At 61.1% G+C, this 17,288-nt stretch carries 12 protein-coding genes; 7 read left to right on the top strand and 5 right to left on the bottom strand.

Features of this window, described 5'->3' with window-relative positions; translation table 11 throughout:
• Positions 1–17: 17 nt before the first annotated feature.
• Positions 18–1,601 (bottom strand): peptide chain release factor 3, encoded by a 1,584-nt coding sequence (locus AB4P90_RS05030; RefSeq protein ID WP_003188476.1) that lies wholly within the window; start codon positions 1,599–1,601, stop codon positions 18–20.
• Between the two features lie 332 nt (positions 1,602–1,933).
• Here AB4P90_RS05030 and AB4P90_RS05025 point away from each other — a divergent pair, with 332 nt between their 5' ends.
• The 5 genes from AB4P90_RS05025 (at position 1,934) to AB4P90_RS05005 (ending at position 6,991) form a co-directional block, all read left to right on the top strand.
• Positions 1,934–2,650 (top strand): ABC transporter permease, encoded by a 717-nt coding sequence (locus AB4P90_RS05025; protein ID WP_395605710.1) that lies wholly within the window; start codon positions 1,934–1,936, stop codon positions 2,648–2,650.
• A gap of 19 nt (positions 2,651–2,669) precedes the next feature.
• Complete coding sequence (locus AB4P90_RS05020) at positions 2,670–3,563, top strand: glycine betaine ABC transporter substrate-binding protein (RefSeq protein WP_014716892.1); 894 nt, start codon at positions 2,670–2,672, stop codon at positions 3,561–3,563.
• A gap of 12 nt (positions 3,564–3,575) precedes the next feature.
• Positions 3,576–4,229, top strand: a complete 654-nt coding sequence (locus AB4P90_RS05015; protein ID WP_003188473.1) for an ABC transporter permease — start codon at positions 3,576–3,578, stop codon at positions 4,227–4,229.
• Positions 4,226–5,383, top strand: a complete 1,158-nt coding sequence (locus AB4P90_RS05010; protein ID WP_014716891.1) for a betaine/proline/choline family ABC transporter ATP-binding protein — start codon at positions 4,226–4,228, stop codon at positions 5,381–5,383. The genes AB4P90_RS05015 and AB4P90_RS05010 overlap by 4 nt, the downstream gene beginning before the upstream one ends.
• A 444-nt stretch (positions 5,384–5,827) precedes the next feature.
• Entirely contained in the window at positions 5,828–6,991 is a 1,164-nt protein-coding gene (locus tag AB4P90_RS05005; RefSeq protein WP_014716890.1) for a type III PLP-dependent enzyme, read from the top strand.
• Positions 6,992–7,112: 121 nt separating this feature from the next.
• Here AB4P90_RS05005 and AB4P90_RS05000 read toward each other — a convergent pair whose 3' ends face one another.
• Both AB4P90_RS05000 and AB4P90_RS04995 read right to left on the bottom strand, forming a co-directional pair.
• Entirely contained in the window at positions 7,113–7,856 is a 744-nt protein-coding gene (locus AB4P90_RS05000) for a tetratricopeptide repeat protein (RefSeq protein ID WP_032904005.1), read from the bottom strand.
• A gap of 2 nt (positions 7,857–7,858) precedes the next feature.
• Complete coding sequence (locus AB4P90_RS04995) at positions 7,859–8,539, bottom strand: Fe2+-dependent dioxygenase (RefSeq protein WP_003188464.1); 681 nt, start codon at positions 8,537–8,539, stop codon at positions 7,859–7,861.
• A 205-nt stretch (positions 8,540–8,744) separates the two neighbouring features.
• Here AB4P90_RS04995 and AB4P90_RS04990 point away from each other — a divergent pair, with 205 nt between their 5' ends.
• Together AB4P90_RS04990 and AB4P90_RS04985 are read left to right on the top strand one after the other, a co-directional pair.
• Complete coding sequence (locus AB4P90_RS04990; RefSeq protein ID WP_395605709.1) at positions 8,745–11,048, top strand: TonB-dependent receptor; 2,304 nt, start codon at positions 8,745–8,747, stop codon at positions 11,046–11,048.
• Between the two features lie 136 nt (positions 11,049–11,184).
• The gene (locus tag AB4P90_RS04985; protein ID WP_395605708.1) at positions 11,185–13,710 is read left to right on the top strand and encodes a PepSY domain-containing protein; all 2,526 of its coding nucleotides are present in this window, start codon (positions 11,185–11,187) and stop codon (positions 13,708–13,710) included.
• Between the two features lie 130 nt (positions 13,711–13,840).
• On the opposite strand, the gene AB4P90_RS04980 is transcribed toward AB4P90_RS04985, so the two are convergent.
• Entirely contained in the window at positions 13,841–15,382 is a 1,542-nt protein-coding gene (locus AB4P90_RS04980) for an alkaline phosphatase D family protein (protein WP_395605707.1), read from the bottom strand.
• 190 nt (positions 15,383–15,572) lie between these two features.
• Positions 15,573–17,282, bottom strand: a complete 1,710-nt coding sequence (locus AB4P90_RS04975; protein WP_395605706.1) for a fructose-specific PTS transporter subunit EIIC — start codon at positions 17,280–17,282, stop codon at positions 15,573–15,575.
• Between the last annotated feature and the right edge of the window lie 6 nt (positions 17,283–17,288).

Genomic DNA, 17,288 nt, shown 5'->3' with positions numbered 1-17,288 from the left:
TCTGAACCGCTCAAACCTTAGTGGTGTTCGCGGGTCGCGCGGAACTTCACATCCGGCCAGCGCTCTTCCATCAACGCCAGGTTCACCCGCGTCGGCGCCAGGTAGGTCAGGTGACCACCGCCGTCGATTGCCAGGTTTTCCACGGCCTTGTTGGAGAACTCTTCCAACTTCTTCTTATCGCTGCAATCAATCCAGCGCGCCGAATACACGGTGATCGGCTCATACGAACACTCAACCTTGTATTCCTCTTTCAAGCGGCTGGCGACCACATCGAACTGCAGCACACCCACGGCGCCGAGGATGATGTCGTTGCTGCGCTCGGGGAAGAACACCTGGGTGGCGCCCTCTTCGGCCAATTGCTGCAAGCCTTGGCGCAGTTGCTTGGACTTGAGCGGGTCACGCAGGCGCACGCGGCGGAACAGTTCCGGGGCGAAATGCGGAATGCCGGTGAAGCCCAGGGCTTCGCCTTCGGTAAAGGTGTCGCCGATCTGGATGGTGCCGTGGTTGTGCAGGCCGATGATGTCGCCGGCAAACGCCTCTTCCAGCTGTTCACGCTCGGAGGAGAAGAACGTCAGGGCGTCGCCGATGCGTACGTCCTTGCCGGTGCGCACGTGGCGCATCTTCATGCCTTTTTCGTACTTGCCGGAGCAGATGCGCATAAAGGCGATACGGTCGCGGTGTTTGGGGTCCATGTTCGCCTGGATCTTGAACACGAAGCCGGTGAATTTCTCTTCCACCGGTTCCACGGTGCGCTCGTTGGCAACGCGGGCCAGGGGCTTTGGCGCCCAGTCCACGACGGCGTCGAGCACGTGGTCGACACCGAAGTTGCCCAGCGCGGTACCGAAGAACACCGGCGTCAGTTGGCCGTCGAGGAATTCCTGCTGGTTGAACTCATGGCAGGCGCCCTGCACCAGTTCCAGCTGGTCGACGAAACGATCGTACTCGTCGCCCAGGTGGGCACGGGCTTCGTCGGAGTCGAGCTTCTCGATGATCTTGGTTTCGGTGCGTTCATGGCCGTGGCCGGCGGTGTAGACAATGATGTAGTCGTCGGCCAGGTGGTACACGCCCTTGAAGTCGCGGTAGCAACCAATCGGCCAGGTGATGGGCGCGGCCTTGATCTTCAGGACGGCTTCGATTTCATCCAGCAGCTCGATGGGGTCGCGGATATCGCGGTCGAGTTTGTTGATGAAACTGACAATCGGCGTATCACGCAGACGGCACACGTCCATCAGCGCGATGGTACGTGGCTCGACGCCTTTACCGCCGTCGAGGACCATCAGCGCCGAGTCCACCGCGGTGAGGGTGCGGTAGGTATCTTCGGAGAAGTCTTCGTGCCCCGGGGTGTCGAGCAGGTTGATCATGTGCTCGCGATACGGGAACTGCATGACCGACGTGGTAATGGAAATACCCCGTTGTTTTTCCATTTCCATCCAGTCGGAGGTGGCATGGCGGTCGGATTTGCGCGATTTCACCGTGCCGGCCACCGCGATCGCCTTGCCCATCAGCAACAGCTTTTCGGTGATGGTGGTCTTACCGGCATCGGGGTGGGAAATAATGGCGAAAGTGCGGCGTTTCGCGACTTCGGCGGCCTGGTGGGTCATGGGAAATCGCCTGGCAGGTGAGTCAAAAAAGGGCGGCGAGTATAGCGCAAACGCGAGGGTACGGACCACCGTTGAGCCCATTGGGGGTGGCTAAATGCGCCCAAGTGTGGAACCTTTTAAAAGGTCGAGACGTCCACTCCCCTGCTATCGCACTCGGAACAGGGGCTGAAATATCAGCAAGTTAGCCTGACGAGGCTGCGCTCATGGCTCGATCGCATACTGCATTGCCAGTATCGGCGAGTTGCTTTTCGCGAACTCATTCAGAGGCAGCCAGGAATGGCAGTGCCGCCGGAAAATGTGTTCGCCGACAAAAGAAAAAAAGGAGTCCGCCTGTGGCTATTCGCTATGGCAAAGGGCTGATAGGAGGCGCGGTTGTCGTCGCGCTCCTGGCCCTGCTGGTCCACTGGATCGGCATCAACACGATCGAACTGTACCGCGACGATTTGTTGTTTTACCTGCAAGCTCACCTGATTCTCGTCCTAGTCTCCATGCTGGCAGCCCTGATTGTGGGCATCCCCGCCGGTATCCTGCTCAGCCGACCCAACATGGTCGGACGCGCAGAACGTTTCATGCAGATCTTCAACATCGGCAACACCGTCCCTCCCCTGGCCGTACTGGCCATCGCCCTCGGCGTCCTCGGCATCGGCAGCGGCCCGGCCATCTTCGCGCTGTTCCTCGCCTCGCTCCTGCCCATCGTGCGTAACACCTACGAAGGCCTGAAAAACGTTCAGAGCTCCCTCAAGGAAGCCGCCACCGGCATCGGCATGACGCCGCGCCAGGTGCTGTTTCGCGTGGAGCTGCCCAACGCCGTGCCGATCATCATCGGCGGTGTGCGCGTGGCCCTGGCGATCAACGTCGGTACCGCACCGCTGGCGTTCCTGATTGGCGCCAACAGCCTGGGCAGCCTGATCTTCCCCGGCATCGCCCTGAACAATCAGCCGCAACTGTTGCTCGGCGCCGCGTGTACCGCGCTGCTGGCATTGCTGCTTGATGGCCTGGCGACCATGGCTAGCCGCCTCTGGCTGGAACGCGGGTTACGCCCGTCTTAAGCCCGGTAAAGGAATTCACATGAAAAAACTGAGCTTGATATTAGGCTGCGTCCTGCTGCTTGCAGGTATTGCGCAAGCCGCCGAAAAACCCGTGATCCGCATCGGCGCCCGGGTGTTCACCGAGCAGACCCTGCTCGCCGAAATCACTTCCCAATACCTGCGCACCAAGGGCTACGACGCCCGCGTGACCGGCGGCCTGGGCAGCAACCTGGCGCGCAGTGCCCAGGAAAGCGGGCAACTGGACCTGATATGGGAATACACCGGCGTGTCGCTGGTGGCCTACAACCATATCGACGAGAAACTCGACAGCGAACAGTCCTACGCTCGGGTCAAAGAACTCGATGGGAAAAAAGGCCTGGTCTGGCTATCGCCGTCGCGCTTTAGCAACACCTATGCGCTGGCGCTGCCGGAGAAGGTCGCCCAGGAACATCCCGAGATCAACAGCATCAGCGACCTCACCAACGCCATGGCCGAGAACACCAAAGAGCACCGTCTGGTCGCCCTGGACACCGAGTTCGCCAACCGCTCCGACGGCCTGGCGGGCATGGTCAAGCTGTACGACATGAACCTGACGCGCAAAAACACCCGGCAGATGGACGCGGGCCTGGTCTACACCGCCCTGCGTAATGGCCAGGTGTTTGCCGGACTGGTCTACACCACCGACGGGCGCCTCAACGCCTTTAAGTTGAAGCTGCTCGAAGACGACAAGCACTACTTCCCGGATTACACCGCAGCCCCGGTGATCCGCCAGGAATACCTCGACAAACACCCGCAACTGGCCGCCGAACTCAAGCCTTTGGCCCACCTGTTCGACGACGAAACCATGCGCCAGCTCAATGCACGGGTCGACGTCGACCATGAAAGCCCGTCCGCCGTTGCCGCCGATTTCCTGCGCCAACATCCAATCAACTAAAAAGGAGAAGACATGGAATTTTTGAACGCCTTTTCCCATCTTGATTGGGCCCAGGTCCTGCACCTGACCTGGCAGCACATCACCCTGGTCGGCATCGCAGTGATCCTCGCGATCTTCATCGGCGTGCCCCTGGGCATTCTGATGACGCGCTTCCCGACCCTGGCCGGCCCGTTGCAAGCCAGCGCCACAGTGTTGCTGACCGTGCCATCCATCGCGCTGTTCGGCCTGCTGCTGCCGTTCTACTCCAAGTTCGGCCAGGGCCTGGGGCCAATGCCGGCGATCACCGCCGTGTTCCTGTACTCCCTGCTGCCGATCATGCGTAACACCTACCTGGCCCTCACCGGCGTAGAGCCAGGCATTCGCGAAGCCGCACGCGGCATTGGCATGACCTTCGGCCAGCGCCTGCGCATGGTCGAACTGCCGATTGCGGTGCCAGTGATTCTCGCTGGCGTGCGTACCGCCGTGGTGATGAATATCGGTGTGATGACCATCGCCGCCACCATCGGTGCCGGTGGCCTGGGTGTACTTATTCTGGCTTCCATCAGCCGCAGCGATATGTCGATGCTGATCGTCGGCGCCGTGCTGGTCAGTCTCCTGGCCATCTTCGCCGACCTGCTTCTGCAATGGCTGCAACGCTCGCTGACTCCAAAAGGATTGCTCAAATGATCGAACTTCAAAACCTGTCCAAGACTTTTCAAAGCAACGGCAAGACCGTCACCGCCGTCAACGATGTAAGCCTGACCGTCAACGAAGGCGAAATTTGCGTATTCCTGGGGCCCTCGGGCTGCGGCAAGAGCACCACGCTGAAGATGATCAACCGCCTGATCAAGCCCTCCTCGGGCAAGATCCTGATCAACGGCGAAGACACCACCGACCTCGATGAAGTAACCCTGCGCCGTAACATCGGCTACGTGATCCAGCAGATCGGCCTGTTCCCCAACATGACCATCGAAGAGAACATCGTGGTGGTGCCCAAGCTGCTCGGCTGGGACAAGCAAAAATGCCACGACCGCGCCCGCGAATTGATGAGCATGATCAAGCTGGAGCCCAAGCAGTACCTGCATCGCTACCCGCGTGAATTGTCGGGTGGGCAGCAACAGCGCATCGGAGTGATCCGCGCCCTGGCGGCGGATGCGCCGCTGCTACTGATGGACGAGCCGTTCGGCGCGGTCGACCCGATCAACCGCGAGATGATCCAGAACGAGTTCTTCGAGATGCAGCGCGCGCTGAACAAAACCGTGATCATGGTCAGCCACGACATCGACGAAGCCATCAAGCTGGGTGACAAGATCGCCATCTTCCGCGCCGGCAAACTGCTGCAGATCGACCACCCGGACACGCTGCTGGCGCACCCGGCCGACGAGTTTGTCAGCAATTTCGTGGGCCAGGACAGCACCCTCAAGCGCCTGCTGCTGGTAAAAGCCGAAGACGCGGCGGACAACGCGCCGTCGGTAAGCCCGGAAACACCGGTGGCCGATGCGCTGGAATTGATGGACGAGCACGACCGCCGCTATGTGGTGGTCACCTGTTCGGAGAACAAGGCGCTGGGCTACGTACGCCGCCGCGACCTGCACCGCCAGGCCGGCACCTGCGGCCAGTACCTGCGCGAGTTCAATGCCACGGCGGCGTACGACGAGCATTTGCGCATCCTGCTGTCGCGCATGTACGAGTTCAACCGCTCGTGGTTGCCGGTGATGGATGCCGAGCGCGTGTTCCTGGGTGAGGTGACCCAGGAGTCGATTGCCGAGTACCTGAGTTCCGGTAAATCCCGTGGCGGCAAGACCAGCATTGTCTCGCCTGCCGAAACTGCTTTGGCTTGATAGATCGCTATCGCAGGCAAGCCAGCTCCCACAGGGGAATGCATTCCAGCATAAGAATGCAGTTCAAATGTGGGAGCTGGCTTGCCTGCGATGAATACACCGCAAATCCATCTGATTGGCCCCATCCGGGGAACATCAATCCGTCACACCGGTCGGTTACATAAGTAGCTGCACGCGGCCGCGCGACGAACGCGTGCAAAAACGCGACATTTTTAGTTGATCCCACGCCCGCCAAGCCCTAAAGTTCGCGCCGAACGTCCATGCTGGAAACGATCCATCCGGCTCAAGTACTGACGACGAGACAGCAAGGCCAAGGGCAGCTTACCCCATGGCCTTTTTGCTTTCGGCGACATGCCTTGGGAAGTAGGCGAACCAAAGTGGGGATACGGAGGACGTTCATTTGCACCCATTGATCAAATTAGTTTGCCCTTAGGAGTTCCCAGCATGTCGATCAACGTCGAAGATTATTTCGCGCGCGCCACTTTTGACAAAATGAAGGCGTTCGCCGACAAGCAAGAAACCCCGTTCGTGGTGATCGACACCGCGATGATCAGCCAGGCCTACGACGACCTGCGCGCCGGTTTCGAATTCGCCAAGGTGTATTACGCCGTCAAGGCCAACCCGGCCGTTGAGATCATCGACCTGTTGAAAGACAAGGGTTCGAGCTTCGACATCGCCTCGATCTATGAGCTGGACAAGGTCATGGACCGCGGCGTCAGCGCCGACCGTATCAGCTACGGCAACACCATCAAGAAATCCAAGGACATCCGCTACTTCTATGAGAAGGGCGTGCGTCTGTTCTCCACCGACTCCGAAGCCGACCTTCGCAACATCGCCAAGGCCGCGCCGGGTTCGAAAGTGTATGTGCGTATCCTCACCGAAGGCTCGACCACTGCTGACTGGCCGTTGTCGCGTAAATTCGGCTGCCAGACCGACATGGCCATGGACCTGCTGATCCTCGCCCGCGACCTGGGCCTGGTGCCTTACGGCATCTCGTTCCACGTCGGCTCGCAACAGCGCGACATCAGCGTGTGGGACGCAGCCATCGCCAAGGTCAAGGTGATCTTCGAACGCCTCAAAGAAGAAGACGGCATCCACCTGAAGCTGATCAACATGGGCGGCGGCTTCCCGGCCAACTACATCACCCGCACCAACAGCCTGGAAACCTACGCCGAAGAAATCATCCGTTTCCTTAAAGAAGACTTCGGTGACGACCTGCCGGAAATCATCCTGGAGCCTGGCCGTTCGCTGATCGCCAACGCCGGTATCCTGGTCAGCGAAGTGGTGCTGGTGGCGCGCAAGTCCCGTACCGCCGTCGAGCGCTGGGTGTACACGGATGTGGGCAAGTTCTCCGGCCTGATCGAAACCATGGACGAAGCCATCAAGTTCCCGATCTGGACCGAGAAGAAAGGCGAGATGGAAGAAGTGGTCATCGCCGGCCCGACCTGCGACAGCGCCGATATCATGTACGAAAACTACAAGTACGGCCTGCCGTTGAACCTGGCCATTGGTGATCGTCTGTACTGGTTGTCGACCGGTGCCTACACCACCAGCTACAGCGCGGTTGAGTTCAATGGGTTCCCGCCGCTGAAATCCTTCTACGTTTAACCCCCCCCCCGATCGTTCCCACGCTCTGCGTGGGAACGCCTCCTGTGACGCTCTGCGTTACGCGCTCAAGTGCGGACGCGGAGCGTCCAGGGCGGCATTCCCACGCGGAGCGTGGGAACGATCAGCTCGTAGCTCGTTGCTGGTACAACTCGGCCATGGCGCGAATTCGCGGGTCATCCGCCCGTGCCAGCGCCTTGTGTGCCGTTTGCAGAAACTTGAGATTCCCGCCTGCCAGCGCCTTGTGCAACCACTCCAGCGCCGCGTCGACCTGGCCGCTGTCTGCCAGCACCGCCGCATGGCTAAACTGCCCACGAAAATCACCTGCCTCGGCTGAGCGGCGGTACCACTCAACGGCCGCCTCAACATCCTTGGGGCAATGCTGCCCGTCTTCCAGGTAACGCCCGAGCAGGTTCATCGACTTGGCATGGCCCTGTTCGGCAGCCTGGCGATACAGCGCCAGTGCTTGCGCCTGGTCTTCAACAACGCCACGGCCGGTAGCCAAGAGGTTGGCGTAGTTGTACTGCCCCCAATCCAACCCGGCGTGTGCCGCCAGACGATATTCCCGTGCTGCGGCGGCTTCATCGACAGCGCAGCCCCAGCCATGCTCGCGGCAACGCCCGATCATATTGCGCGCCATCAGGTGCCCGCCCTGCGCGGCAATCTGGAACCAGCGCAGCGCCAATGCTTCATCGCGTGCGATGCCGCGCCCTTCCAGCAAGATTTGCCCGAGCAGGGCCTGGGCATCGACCACGCCTGCCTTGGCCGCGATCAGAATGGCCTGAGCGGCGCGCACCGGGGAGTCATCGAGCATGCTCTGCAATTGTTCGACATTGAGCACTTCTTCGCGGCGCAATAAAAAGCCCATGCTCAGACCTCGACCCAGCGGCGCAACAGGTTGTGGTAGGTGCCGGTGAGCTGGATCAGCGCAGGGTGGTCGGGCACGTCGCGGGTCAGTTGCTGGATCGCGCCGTCCATTTCAAACAGCAAGGTGCGCTGGCTGTCTTCGCGCACCAGGCTTTGGGTCCAGAAGAACGAGGCATAACGCGCGCCACGGGTCACCGCGTTGACTTTGTGCAGGCTGGAGCCGGGGTACAGCACCATGTCGCCGGCGGGTAGCTTGACCCGCTGCAGGCCGAACGTGTCCTGGATCTCCAGTTCCCCACCGTCGTAGTCGTCGGGATCGCTGAAGAACAACGTGGACGAAAGGTCGGTGCGCACGCGCTCATGGCTGCCTTTGGGTTGGCGCACCGCGTTGTCGATATGAAAGTCGAAACTGCCGCCAGCGGTGTAGCAGTTGAGCAGTGGCGGGAAGACTTTATGCGGCAGCGCGGCCGACATGAACAGCGGGTTGCTCCACAACCGCTCCAGCATCGCCGCGCCGATTTCCTTGGCCAGGGGGTGGCCTTCGGGTAATTGCAGGTTGTGCTTGGCCTTGGCCGACTGGTGCCCGGCGGTGATTTTGCCGTCAGCCCATTCGGTCTCTTCCAGGGCTTGGCGAATGCGCAGCACCTCCTCGCGAGAGAACAGGCCGGGAATGTGCAGCAACATGAGGCAATACCTGCGATCAGAGAGGCGCCAATGGTATTGATTCTTATCCTCCCTGTAAAACACGGGGACGAACGAGAGCGCAAAATCCGTAACAAAAAAGTGTAAAGAATGTAAATTCGATGCGAATAGCAATATCTCGCAATTGATACAAAGTCTTGTTGGCCCTATATTCCGCGGCCTCACATCCTTGGGGAAGGGACACGTCATGTCGCGCACTACACTAATAACAACCGCCAGTTCACCGCGTATGCTGGCCTCGGCCATCGGCGTTGCACTCAGCGCCAGCTCTGCCGCCCACATGGCGCAGGCAGCGGAAAACACCGAGCAAAAAGGCGAGCGCACCCCTATCTCCCTCGGCGCCACCAACATCACCGGCCAGGAGCAGGACAACACCTCCTACCAGGTGGAAAAAGCCTCGTCGCAGAAGTACACCGCGCCGCTGGTGGACACGCCGCGTTCGGTCACTGTGGTGCCGCAACAAGTCCTCAAGGACACCGCCGCCACCTCGTTGCAGGACGCCTTGCGCACCGTACCGGGTATCACCTTCGGTGCCGGTGAAGGTGGCAACCCTCAGGGCGACCGTCCGTTCATCCGTGGTTTTGATGCCCAGGGCGATACCTACCTCGATGGCGTACGCGATACCGGCGGCCAGAGCCGCGAGATCTTCGACATCGAGTCCATCGAAGTCAGCAAAGGCCCGAACTCTTCGTTCGGTGGTCGTGGTTCGGCCGGTGGCAGCCTCAACCTGGTGAGCAAGACCCCACAAGCGCGGGACTTCACCAACGGCGGCTTTACCTATGGCTCCGACCAGACCCGCCGCTACGTGCTCGACGTGAACCGCCAGTTCCTGGACGACAGCGCGGCATTCCGCCTGAACCTGATGAGCCATGAACAAAACGTGGCTGGCCGCGATGCGGTGAACTACGACCGTTGGGGCGTGGCACCGTCGCTGACGTTTGGCCTGGGCACGCCGACCCGCGTCAACCTCAGCTATTACCATATGGAAAGCGATGACCTGCCGGATTCGGGGATTCCGTATGGCTATGGCAGCACAGCCAAGAATGCCGTGCACGTTCATGACAAACCTACCGATGGCGGCGATAGCAGCAACTTTTACGGCTTAAAAAGCCGCGACTTCCGCAAAACACGCGCCGACATCAGCACGGTCTCCATCGAGCACGACCTGAACGACAACATGACGCTGAAAAACACCCTGCGTCATGGCAGCACCGGCCAGGATTACGTATTGACGCAGCCTGATGACAGCCAGCACAACGTCAACCAGTTCGGCACCGTGTGGCGTCGGGCTAACAGTCGCGTGTCCACCACTACGACGACCACTAACCAGACCGATCTGTTTGGTAATTTCCAATTGGCGGGGATGAAGCATTCCTACTCCACTGGTTTGGAGTTCACGGGCGAAGAAACCCGCGTAAGTGGCTACACGGTCACTCCAAACAGTAACCCAATACCCAATGGCTGCACGCCTAGCGTAGTCGGCAGCAGCGGCGGCAATTGTACGTCTCTCGGCAACCCGAATCCGGATGATGCCTGGAACGGCAACGTTGCGCGCAACTACAACGGCACCAACACCAAAGCCACCAGTCGCGCTGCCTATGTATTCGACACCATCGAACTTGATCCTAAATGGCTGCTCAATGTCGGCCTGCGCTACGACACTTTCGACACTCAAGCCAATACCAATGCCGCTACAGGACGTACCAAGCTCAAGGACGACAGCCAATTTTTCAACTGGCAGGCCGGGCTTGTGTGGAAACCCACGGAAAACGGCAGCATCTATACCTCCTACGCTACCTCAGCTTCGCCAGTTGGCGGCTTAGTAGGTGAAGGTCAGGAACCCAATGGTTTCGTCACCGGCATTAACACCAGCGACCTGGAACCCGAAGAAACAGTCAACTACGAACTCGGCACTAAGTGGGATCTGTTTCATGATCGCTTGTCCCTAACTGCTGCCGTGTTCCGCACTGAGAAGAAAAACACACGAATTCTGGTGAGTTCCAACACCTTCGAAAACGGCGGTGAATCCCGAGTCGATGGCTTGGAGCTGTCTGCCAGCGGAAAAATCACTGATCAATGGCAAGTGTTCGCTGGTTACAGCTATCTGAAAAGCGAGCTGGTAGATCCTGGCAGAATCGGCAACCGTCAAAACGTGGTGAGTGCCGGTTCCAACAAAGGCAACCAGATGCCCAACACGCCGAAGAACTCCTTCAGCCTGTGGACCACCTACGACATCACCCCCAAGCTGACCGTCGGCGGCGGCGCGTTCTACGTCGATGAGGTTTACGGCGATGCAGGCAACACCGTGTACGTGCCGTCCTACACCCGCTACGACGCCATGGCCAGCTACAAGCTGACCAAAAACGTCGACTTGCAATTGAACGTACAAAACCTCACCGACAAGACGTATTACGATAAGGCCTACTCGGCGCACTTCGCCAACCAGGCGGCCGGTCGTACCGCTCTGTTGACTACCAGCTTCCACTTCTAAACGCAGTCAATGCTCGACCCAAGGCCCCACGCATCGGATGCGTGGGGCTTTTGTGTGTAAAACAGAATTTTTCTCGATAACCCACGGCATAATGCGCGCCGTGACATCGATATCCAGATAAGCGAGGCGGCCCGACGTGTTGAAGAAAACCCTGTTCCAGTTGCATTGGTTCTTCGGCATCACTGCCGGGCTGGTGCTGGCCTTGATGGGGATCACCGGGGCTGCGTACTCGTTCCAGGATGAAATCCTGCGGGCCCTCAACCCCACGGTTTTGAGCGTACAGAAACGCGATGCCGGTGTACTGCCGCCCGCCGAGCTGGTACGCAAGCTGGAAGCGGCCGAAGGCAAGACCGTGGCCATGCTGTGGGTAGAAAGTGAAAGCGGCAACGCCGGCCGCGTGTCCTTCACCCCGCCACCGGGCGAGCGCCGTGGCCAGATGCGCTACTTTGACCCGTACACCGGCGACTACATGGGTGACGCGGTCGGCCAGGACCTGTTCGGTTTTATCCTGCAATTGCACCGCTTCCTCGCCATCGGCGATACCGGGCGCAATATCACCGGCGCCTGCACCCTGATCCTGCTGTTTTTCTGCCTCTCCGGCCTGTACCTGCGCTGGCCGCGCCAGGTGAAAAGCTGGCGCGTCTGGCTGACCCTGGACTGGCGCAAAAAGGGCCGCAGCTTCAATTGGGACCTGCACTCGGTATTCGGCACCTGGTGCCTGTTGTTTTATCTGCTGGCGGCACTGACAGGGCTGTACTGGTCCTACGACTGGTACAACCGTGGCGTGACCAAACTGCTGTCCGACGCGCCGCAGAACGAACGCATGCGCAAGCGCGGCCCGGCTCCCGCAGGCCCGGCTCCGGTGGCCAACTATGACGCAATCTGGAGCAGCATCTACAGCAACGCCGGCCCCGACTTGAGCGCCTACAACATTCGGATGCCCGCGGTCGCCGGGCAACCGGCCACCGTGTATTACCTGCTCACTTCATCGCCCCATGACCGTGCCCTGAACCAGATCAACCTGGACCCGGCCACCGGCGAGGTCAAATCCCACGAGCGCTACGCCAGCAAAAGCCTCAAGGCGCAGTTGCTGACCAGTGTGTATGCGCTGCACACCGGCAGCTATTTCGGCCTGGTCGGGCGCATCGTCCTCACCGTCAGCTCACTGCTTATGCCGCTGTTTTTCATCACGGGCTGGCTGCTGTACCTGGACCGACGCCGCAAAAAGCGCCAGGTCCGCGATGCCCGCAAAGGTTTGACAGATAACCACAGCAATGCCCCGGCCTGGCTGATCGGCTTCGCCAGCCAGAGCGGCTTTGCCGAACAACTGGCCTGGCAAACGGCCGGGCAACTGCAGGCTGCGGGCCTGGCGGTGAAGGTGCAGCCTTTGGGCAGTGTCAGCCGCGACGACCTCAGCCAATCACAGAACGCGCTGTTTGTGGTCAGTACCTTTGGCGACGGCGAAGCCCCCGACAGCGCCCGCGGTTTCGAGCGCAGCGTGCTCGGCCATTCGCTGCCCCTCACAGGCTTGAACTACTCGGTGCTGGCCCTGGGTGACCGGCAGTACGAACATTTTTGCGGCTTTGCCCGGCGCCTGCATTTCTGGCTGACCAACCAGGGCGGCACCCCGCTGTTTGCCCCGGTGGAAGTCGACAACGGCGACGCAGTGGCCCTGCACACCTGGCAACAGCAACTGGGCCAGCTCACCGGGCATGCGCCGGCAGCGGCCTGGCCGACGGCCCAGTACGAAAACTGGACCCTGAGCCAACGCACCCTGCTCAACCCCGACAGTGTCGGCTCGCCCGTCTACCTGCTGGGCCTCACATCCACGTCTGCGCACAGCTGGCTGGCCGGCGACCTGGTGGAAGTCCTGCCGCGCAATTGCCCCTGGGCCATCGAACACTTCCTGGCCGGCCTGGGCTTGGTCGGCAGCGACGGTGTGGTGATCGACGGCGTGGCCCACACCCTTGATCAAGCCCTGGCCACGCGCCAACTGCCGGACAACCGCACGCACCTGGTCGGCCTGCACGCCCAGGCGTTGGTGGACGCGCTGGTCCCCCTGGGCATGCGCGAATACTCCATCGCCTCGATTGCCAGCGACGGCGTGCTGGAGTTGATCGTGCGCCAGGAACGCCACCCCGACGGCAGCCTGGGGCTTGGCTCTGGCTGGCTGACTGAACACGCCGCCCTCGGCTCGGCCATCAGCCTGCGCCTGCGGCGCAACAGCGGCTTCCATTTGCCCGACGCGCCTGTGCCACTGATTCTGCTGGGCAACGGCACCGGGCTTGCGGGCCTGCGCAGCTTGCTCAAAGCACGCATTGCCGACGGCCAGCAGCGAAACTGGCTGCTGTTCGGCGAGCGCAATATCGCCCACGACTACCTGTGCCAGGACGAACTGCAAGGCTGGCTCGCCAGTGGAGACCTGGCCCTGCTGGACCTGGCATTTTCCCGTGATCAAGAGGAGAAGGTCTACGTACAGGATCGCCTGCGCGAGTCAGCGGATGTGCTGCGCAAATGGCTGGCGGATGGCGCGGCGATTTATGTGTGTGGCAGCTTGCAGGGGATGGCGACGGGGGTGGATCAGGCACTGGCAGACATCTTGGGCAAGGAGGCGCTGGAGCGCCTGATCGAACAGGGCCGCTATCGTCGGGATGTCTACTGACCCCGCTAATGCCTGCCTTGATCGTTCCCACGCTCCGCGTGGGAATGCCGCCCTGGACGCTCCGCGTCCGCTCTTGACGGCGTGACGCGGAGCGTCACAGGATGCGTTCCCACGCAGAGCGTGGGAACGATCAGGCCGGTTGCAGTTTTTGCTCGAACACTGAAACCCCGTCCAAGTCCCGTAGCATCACCGTCAACTCCGCCGTCTGCCCATCTATCTGCACTTCACCAAAAAACTGAAAGCCCGCAAACGGCGAGGTATTCTGCGCCGGTGGCGCCTTCTGGAACACCACGTGCGGGCCAAAGGTTTTATCCAGTGGGTTGGGCCCGAAACTCCCAGCATTCAACGGCCCTGCCACAAACTCCCAGAACGGCTCGAAATCCTGGAACGTCGCACGGTCAGGGTGATAGTGATGCGCTGCACAGTAATGCACATCGGCCGTCAGCCACACGTGGTTGCGCACCTTATGCTCATGCAGGAACCCCAGCAGTTCGGCGATCTCCAGCTCACGCCCTTGCGCCGGGCCAGGGTCGCCATTGGCGATCGCTTCCCAACGCGCCACGCCGGGGCTGACTTCACCGTCGGGCACGCCCAGACCGATGGGCATGTCGGCGGCGACCACCTTCCACTGCGCTTGCGAGACCTTGAGCCCGCGTTTGAGCCAGTCCAACTGTTCCCGCCCGAGGAAGGGTTTTTCCGCGCCCAGGTTGTCATCATTCGGCCCACGATAGCTGCGCATATCCAACACAAACACATCCAGCAGCGGCCCATAACTGAGCTTGCGATAAATGCGCCCGCCACCGTCGGCGCTCTGTCGGCGCATGGGTGAATATTCCAGCCAGGCCTGGCGGGCACGGCCCACCAAGGTATTGATGTCGCGGGTCTGGTAACGCTCATCCAACTGCTTGCTCGATGACCAGTTGTTGATCACCTCGTGATCGTCCCACTGCCAGATCTGCGGTACCTCGGCATTGAAGCGGCGCACGTTTTCATCCAGCAGGTTGTAGCGGTAATTACCGCGATATTCATCGAGGGTTTCCGCGACTTTGCTTTTGGCTTCGGTGGTAATGTTGCGCCAGATGCGCCCGCCTTCAGTGGTGAGCTGCGCGGGGACCGGGCCGTCGGCATAGATGGTGTCGCCGCTGTGGATAAAAAAGTCCGGCAGGCGCAGGCGCATGGCTTCATAGATGCGCATGCCACCGATGTCCGGGTTGATGCCGAAGCCTTGGCCGACAGTGTCGCCGCTCCACACAAAACGGATGTCACGCCGCTGTTGCGGCACGCTACGCAAGTGGCCGAACCAGGGTTCACTGGCAATGCCGGTCTGGGCGTCTTCGAAATGCACGCGGTAGAAAATCGCCTGGTCGACCGGCAGCCCGGTGAGCTCGACACGGGCGGTAAAGTCGGTGCGGCTGTCGGCCAGGGGCGAGACGAATCGGCGCGGGTTGCTGAACACGCTGCGGGTATCCCACTCCACCACCATCTTCGCCGGGCGGTCACTGCGGCTCCAGATCATTGCGCGATCGCCCTGCAGGTCGCCCGATTGCACGCCGTCAGTGAGTTGGGGTCGGTCCTTCACCGAAGCGATCACCGCCGGCGCCAGGCCCGGCAACAACAGGCCAGCGCCCACGGCTTGCATCACACGGCGGCGACCGAGATCGAAGTGGCTCATGCAGGTGCCCTCTTGAGTATCAAAAGGGCCACTAAAGCATGATGGGATGAAGCGGATGTGACACCGATTAGCAGAACGGTCGAGTTCACCTGTGGGAGCTGGCTTGCCTGCGATGCAAACACCTCGGTGTATCAGGCAAACCCCGTCGAGGCTATCGCAGGCAAGCCAGCTCCCACATTTTCTGCCAGTGTCAGGCAGTCACGGCCAGTTCGGCCGCTTCCGGTCGCTTGAGCACGGCATACACCAAACCGGTCAACACACTGCCCGCCACAATCGCCAACAAGTACAACAACGCATGGTTCATCGCATTCGGAATCACCAGCACAAACAACCCGCCATGGGGCGCGGCGAGTTTGCAGCCGAAGTACATCGACAGCGCACCGGTCAACGCGCCACCGGCGATGCTGGCCGGAATGACGCGCAGCGGGTCTTTGGCGGCGAAGGGAATCGCGCCTTCAGAGATAAAGCACAGCCCCAGGATCATCGCCGCCTTGCCGGCCTCGCGCTCGGTCTGGGCGAACTTGCGCCGGGCCAGCAACGTGGCGATGCCCATGCCAATCGGCGGCACCATGCCGGCGGCCATGGTCGCGGCCATCGGCGCGCCGCTCGACGCGGCCAGCAGGCCAACCGAAAACGCATACGCCGCCTTGTTGATCGGCCCGCCCAAATCCACACACATCATGCCGCCGAGCAGAATGCCCAGCAGCACCGCGTTGGTGGTGCCCATGGTGCTGAGGAAATCCGTCAGGCCCGTGAGCAAGCGGGCGACCGGTGGGCCCACCAGGTAGATCATCACCAAGCCGGTAAACAGGCTCGCCAATAACGGGATGATCAGGATCGGCTTGAGCGCTTCCAGGCTCTGAGGCAGTTGCACCGTGCGGCTGATCAGCTTGACGCAATATCCGGCGACGAAACCGGCCAGGATGCCGCCGATAAACCCAGCCCCCAGCGTCCCCGCCAACAGCCCGCCGATCATGCCGGGCGCAAGGCCAGGACGGTCGGCAATCGAGTAGGCGATGTAGCCCGCCAGCAGCGGCACCATCAACAGGAACGCCTGGTCACCCACGGATTTGAGCGCCGCCGCCAAGGTGCCGGGCTGCTCGAAAGCATGGATGCCGAAGACAAACGACAAGGCGATCAGCAAGCCCCCCGCCACCACCATCGGCAACATATACGACACGCCGGTGAGCAGGTGTTTGTAGACGCCGGTTTTCTCCGCCTTGGCCGGTGCACCGCCGGCCGCGCTTTCCACCGCGCCTTCGGCCAGGGCTTTGTTGAGGATGGCTTCGGATTGCTTGAGGGCAATGCCGGTGCCACAGTGGTAAATCTTCTTGCCGGCGAAACGCTCGGTGGCCACTTCGATATCCGCCGCGAGCAACACCACATCGGCATCGGCAATCGCTTGCGGGCTTAACGGCGTGCGGGCGCCTACCGAGCCTTGAGTTTCGACCTGCAGGTCATAACCCAGGCGCTGAGCAGTCTGCTGCAAGGCTTCGGCGGCCATGAACGTGTGGGCCACACCGGTGGGGCACGCGGTAATCGCGACGATACGCGGCGCAGCCTTGGCCGCCACCGGGGCGGCGTCGGCGACATACACCTGGGCTTCTTCGGCGCCCCGGCGCAGTACGCCTTCGACATCCGCCAACGCCTGGGCCGGCGTGCTCTGGAACACACGCTTGCCGACAAACCGCTGCATATCCACCGGGGTACTGCTGACCAGCAGCACCCACTCGGCATCATCAATCGTCGCCTGGGACAACTGGCGCTCCGGACGCTGCACATCGACGACTTCAACACTGGTGTGCAAGCCCATGCGCTGGGCGGCGGCGTCCAACAAGCGGGCGCACAGCACACTGGTGACCATGCCGTTCGGGCAGGCGGTTACAATGGCTAACTTCATCACAAA

The sequence above is a fragment of the Pseudomonas sp. B16120 genome (genome assembly GCF_044218845.1).
Taxonomy (GTDB): domain Bacteria; phylum Pseudomonadota; class Gammaproteobacteria; order Pseudomonadales; family Pseudomonadaceae; genus Aquipseudomonas; species Aquipseudomonas paracarnis.
Note: the sequence above shows the minus strand (reverse complement) of the source record. Positions and strands in the feature narration are given on the sequence as shown.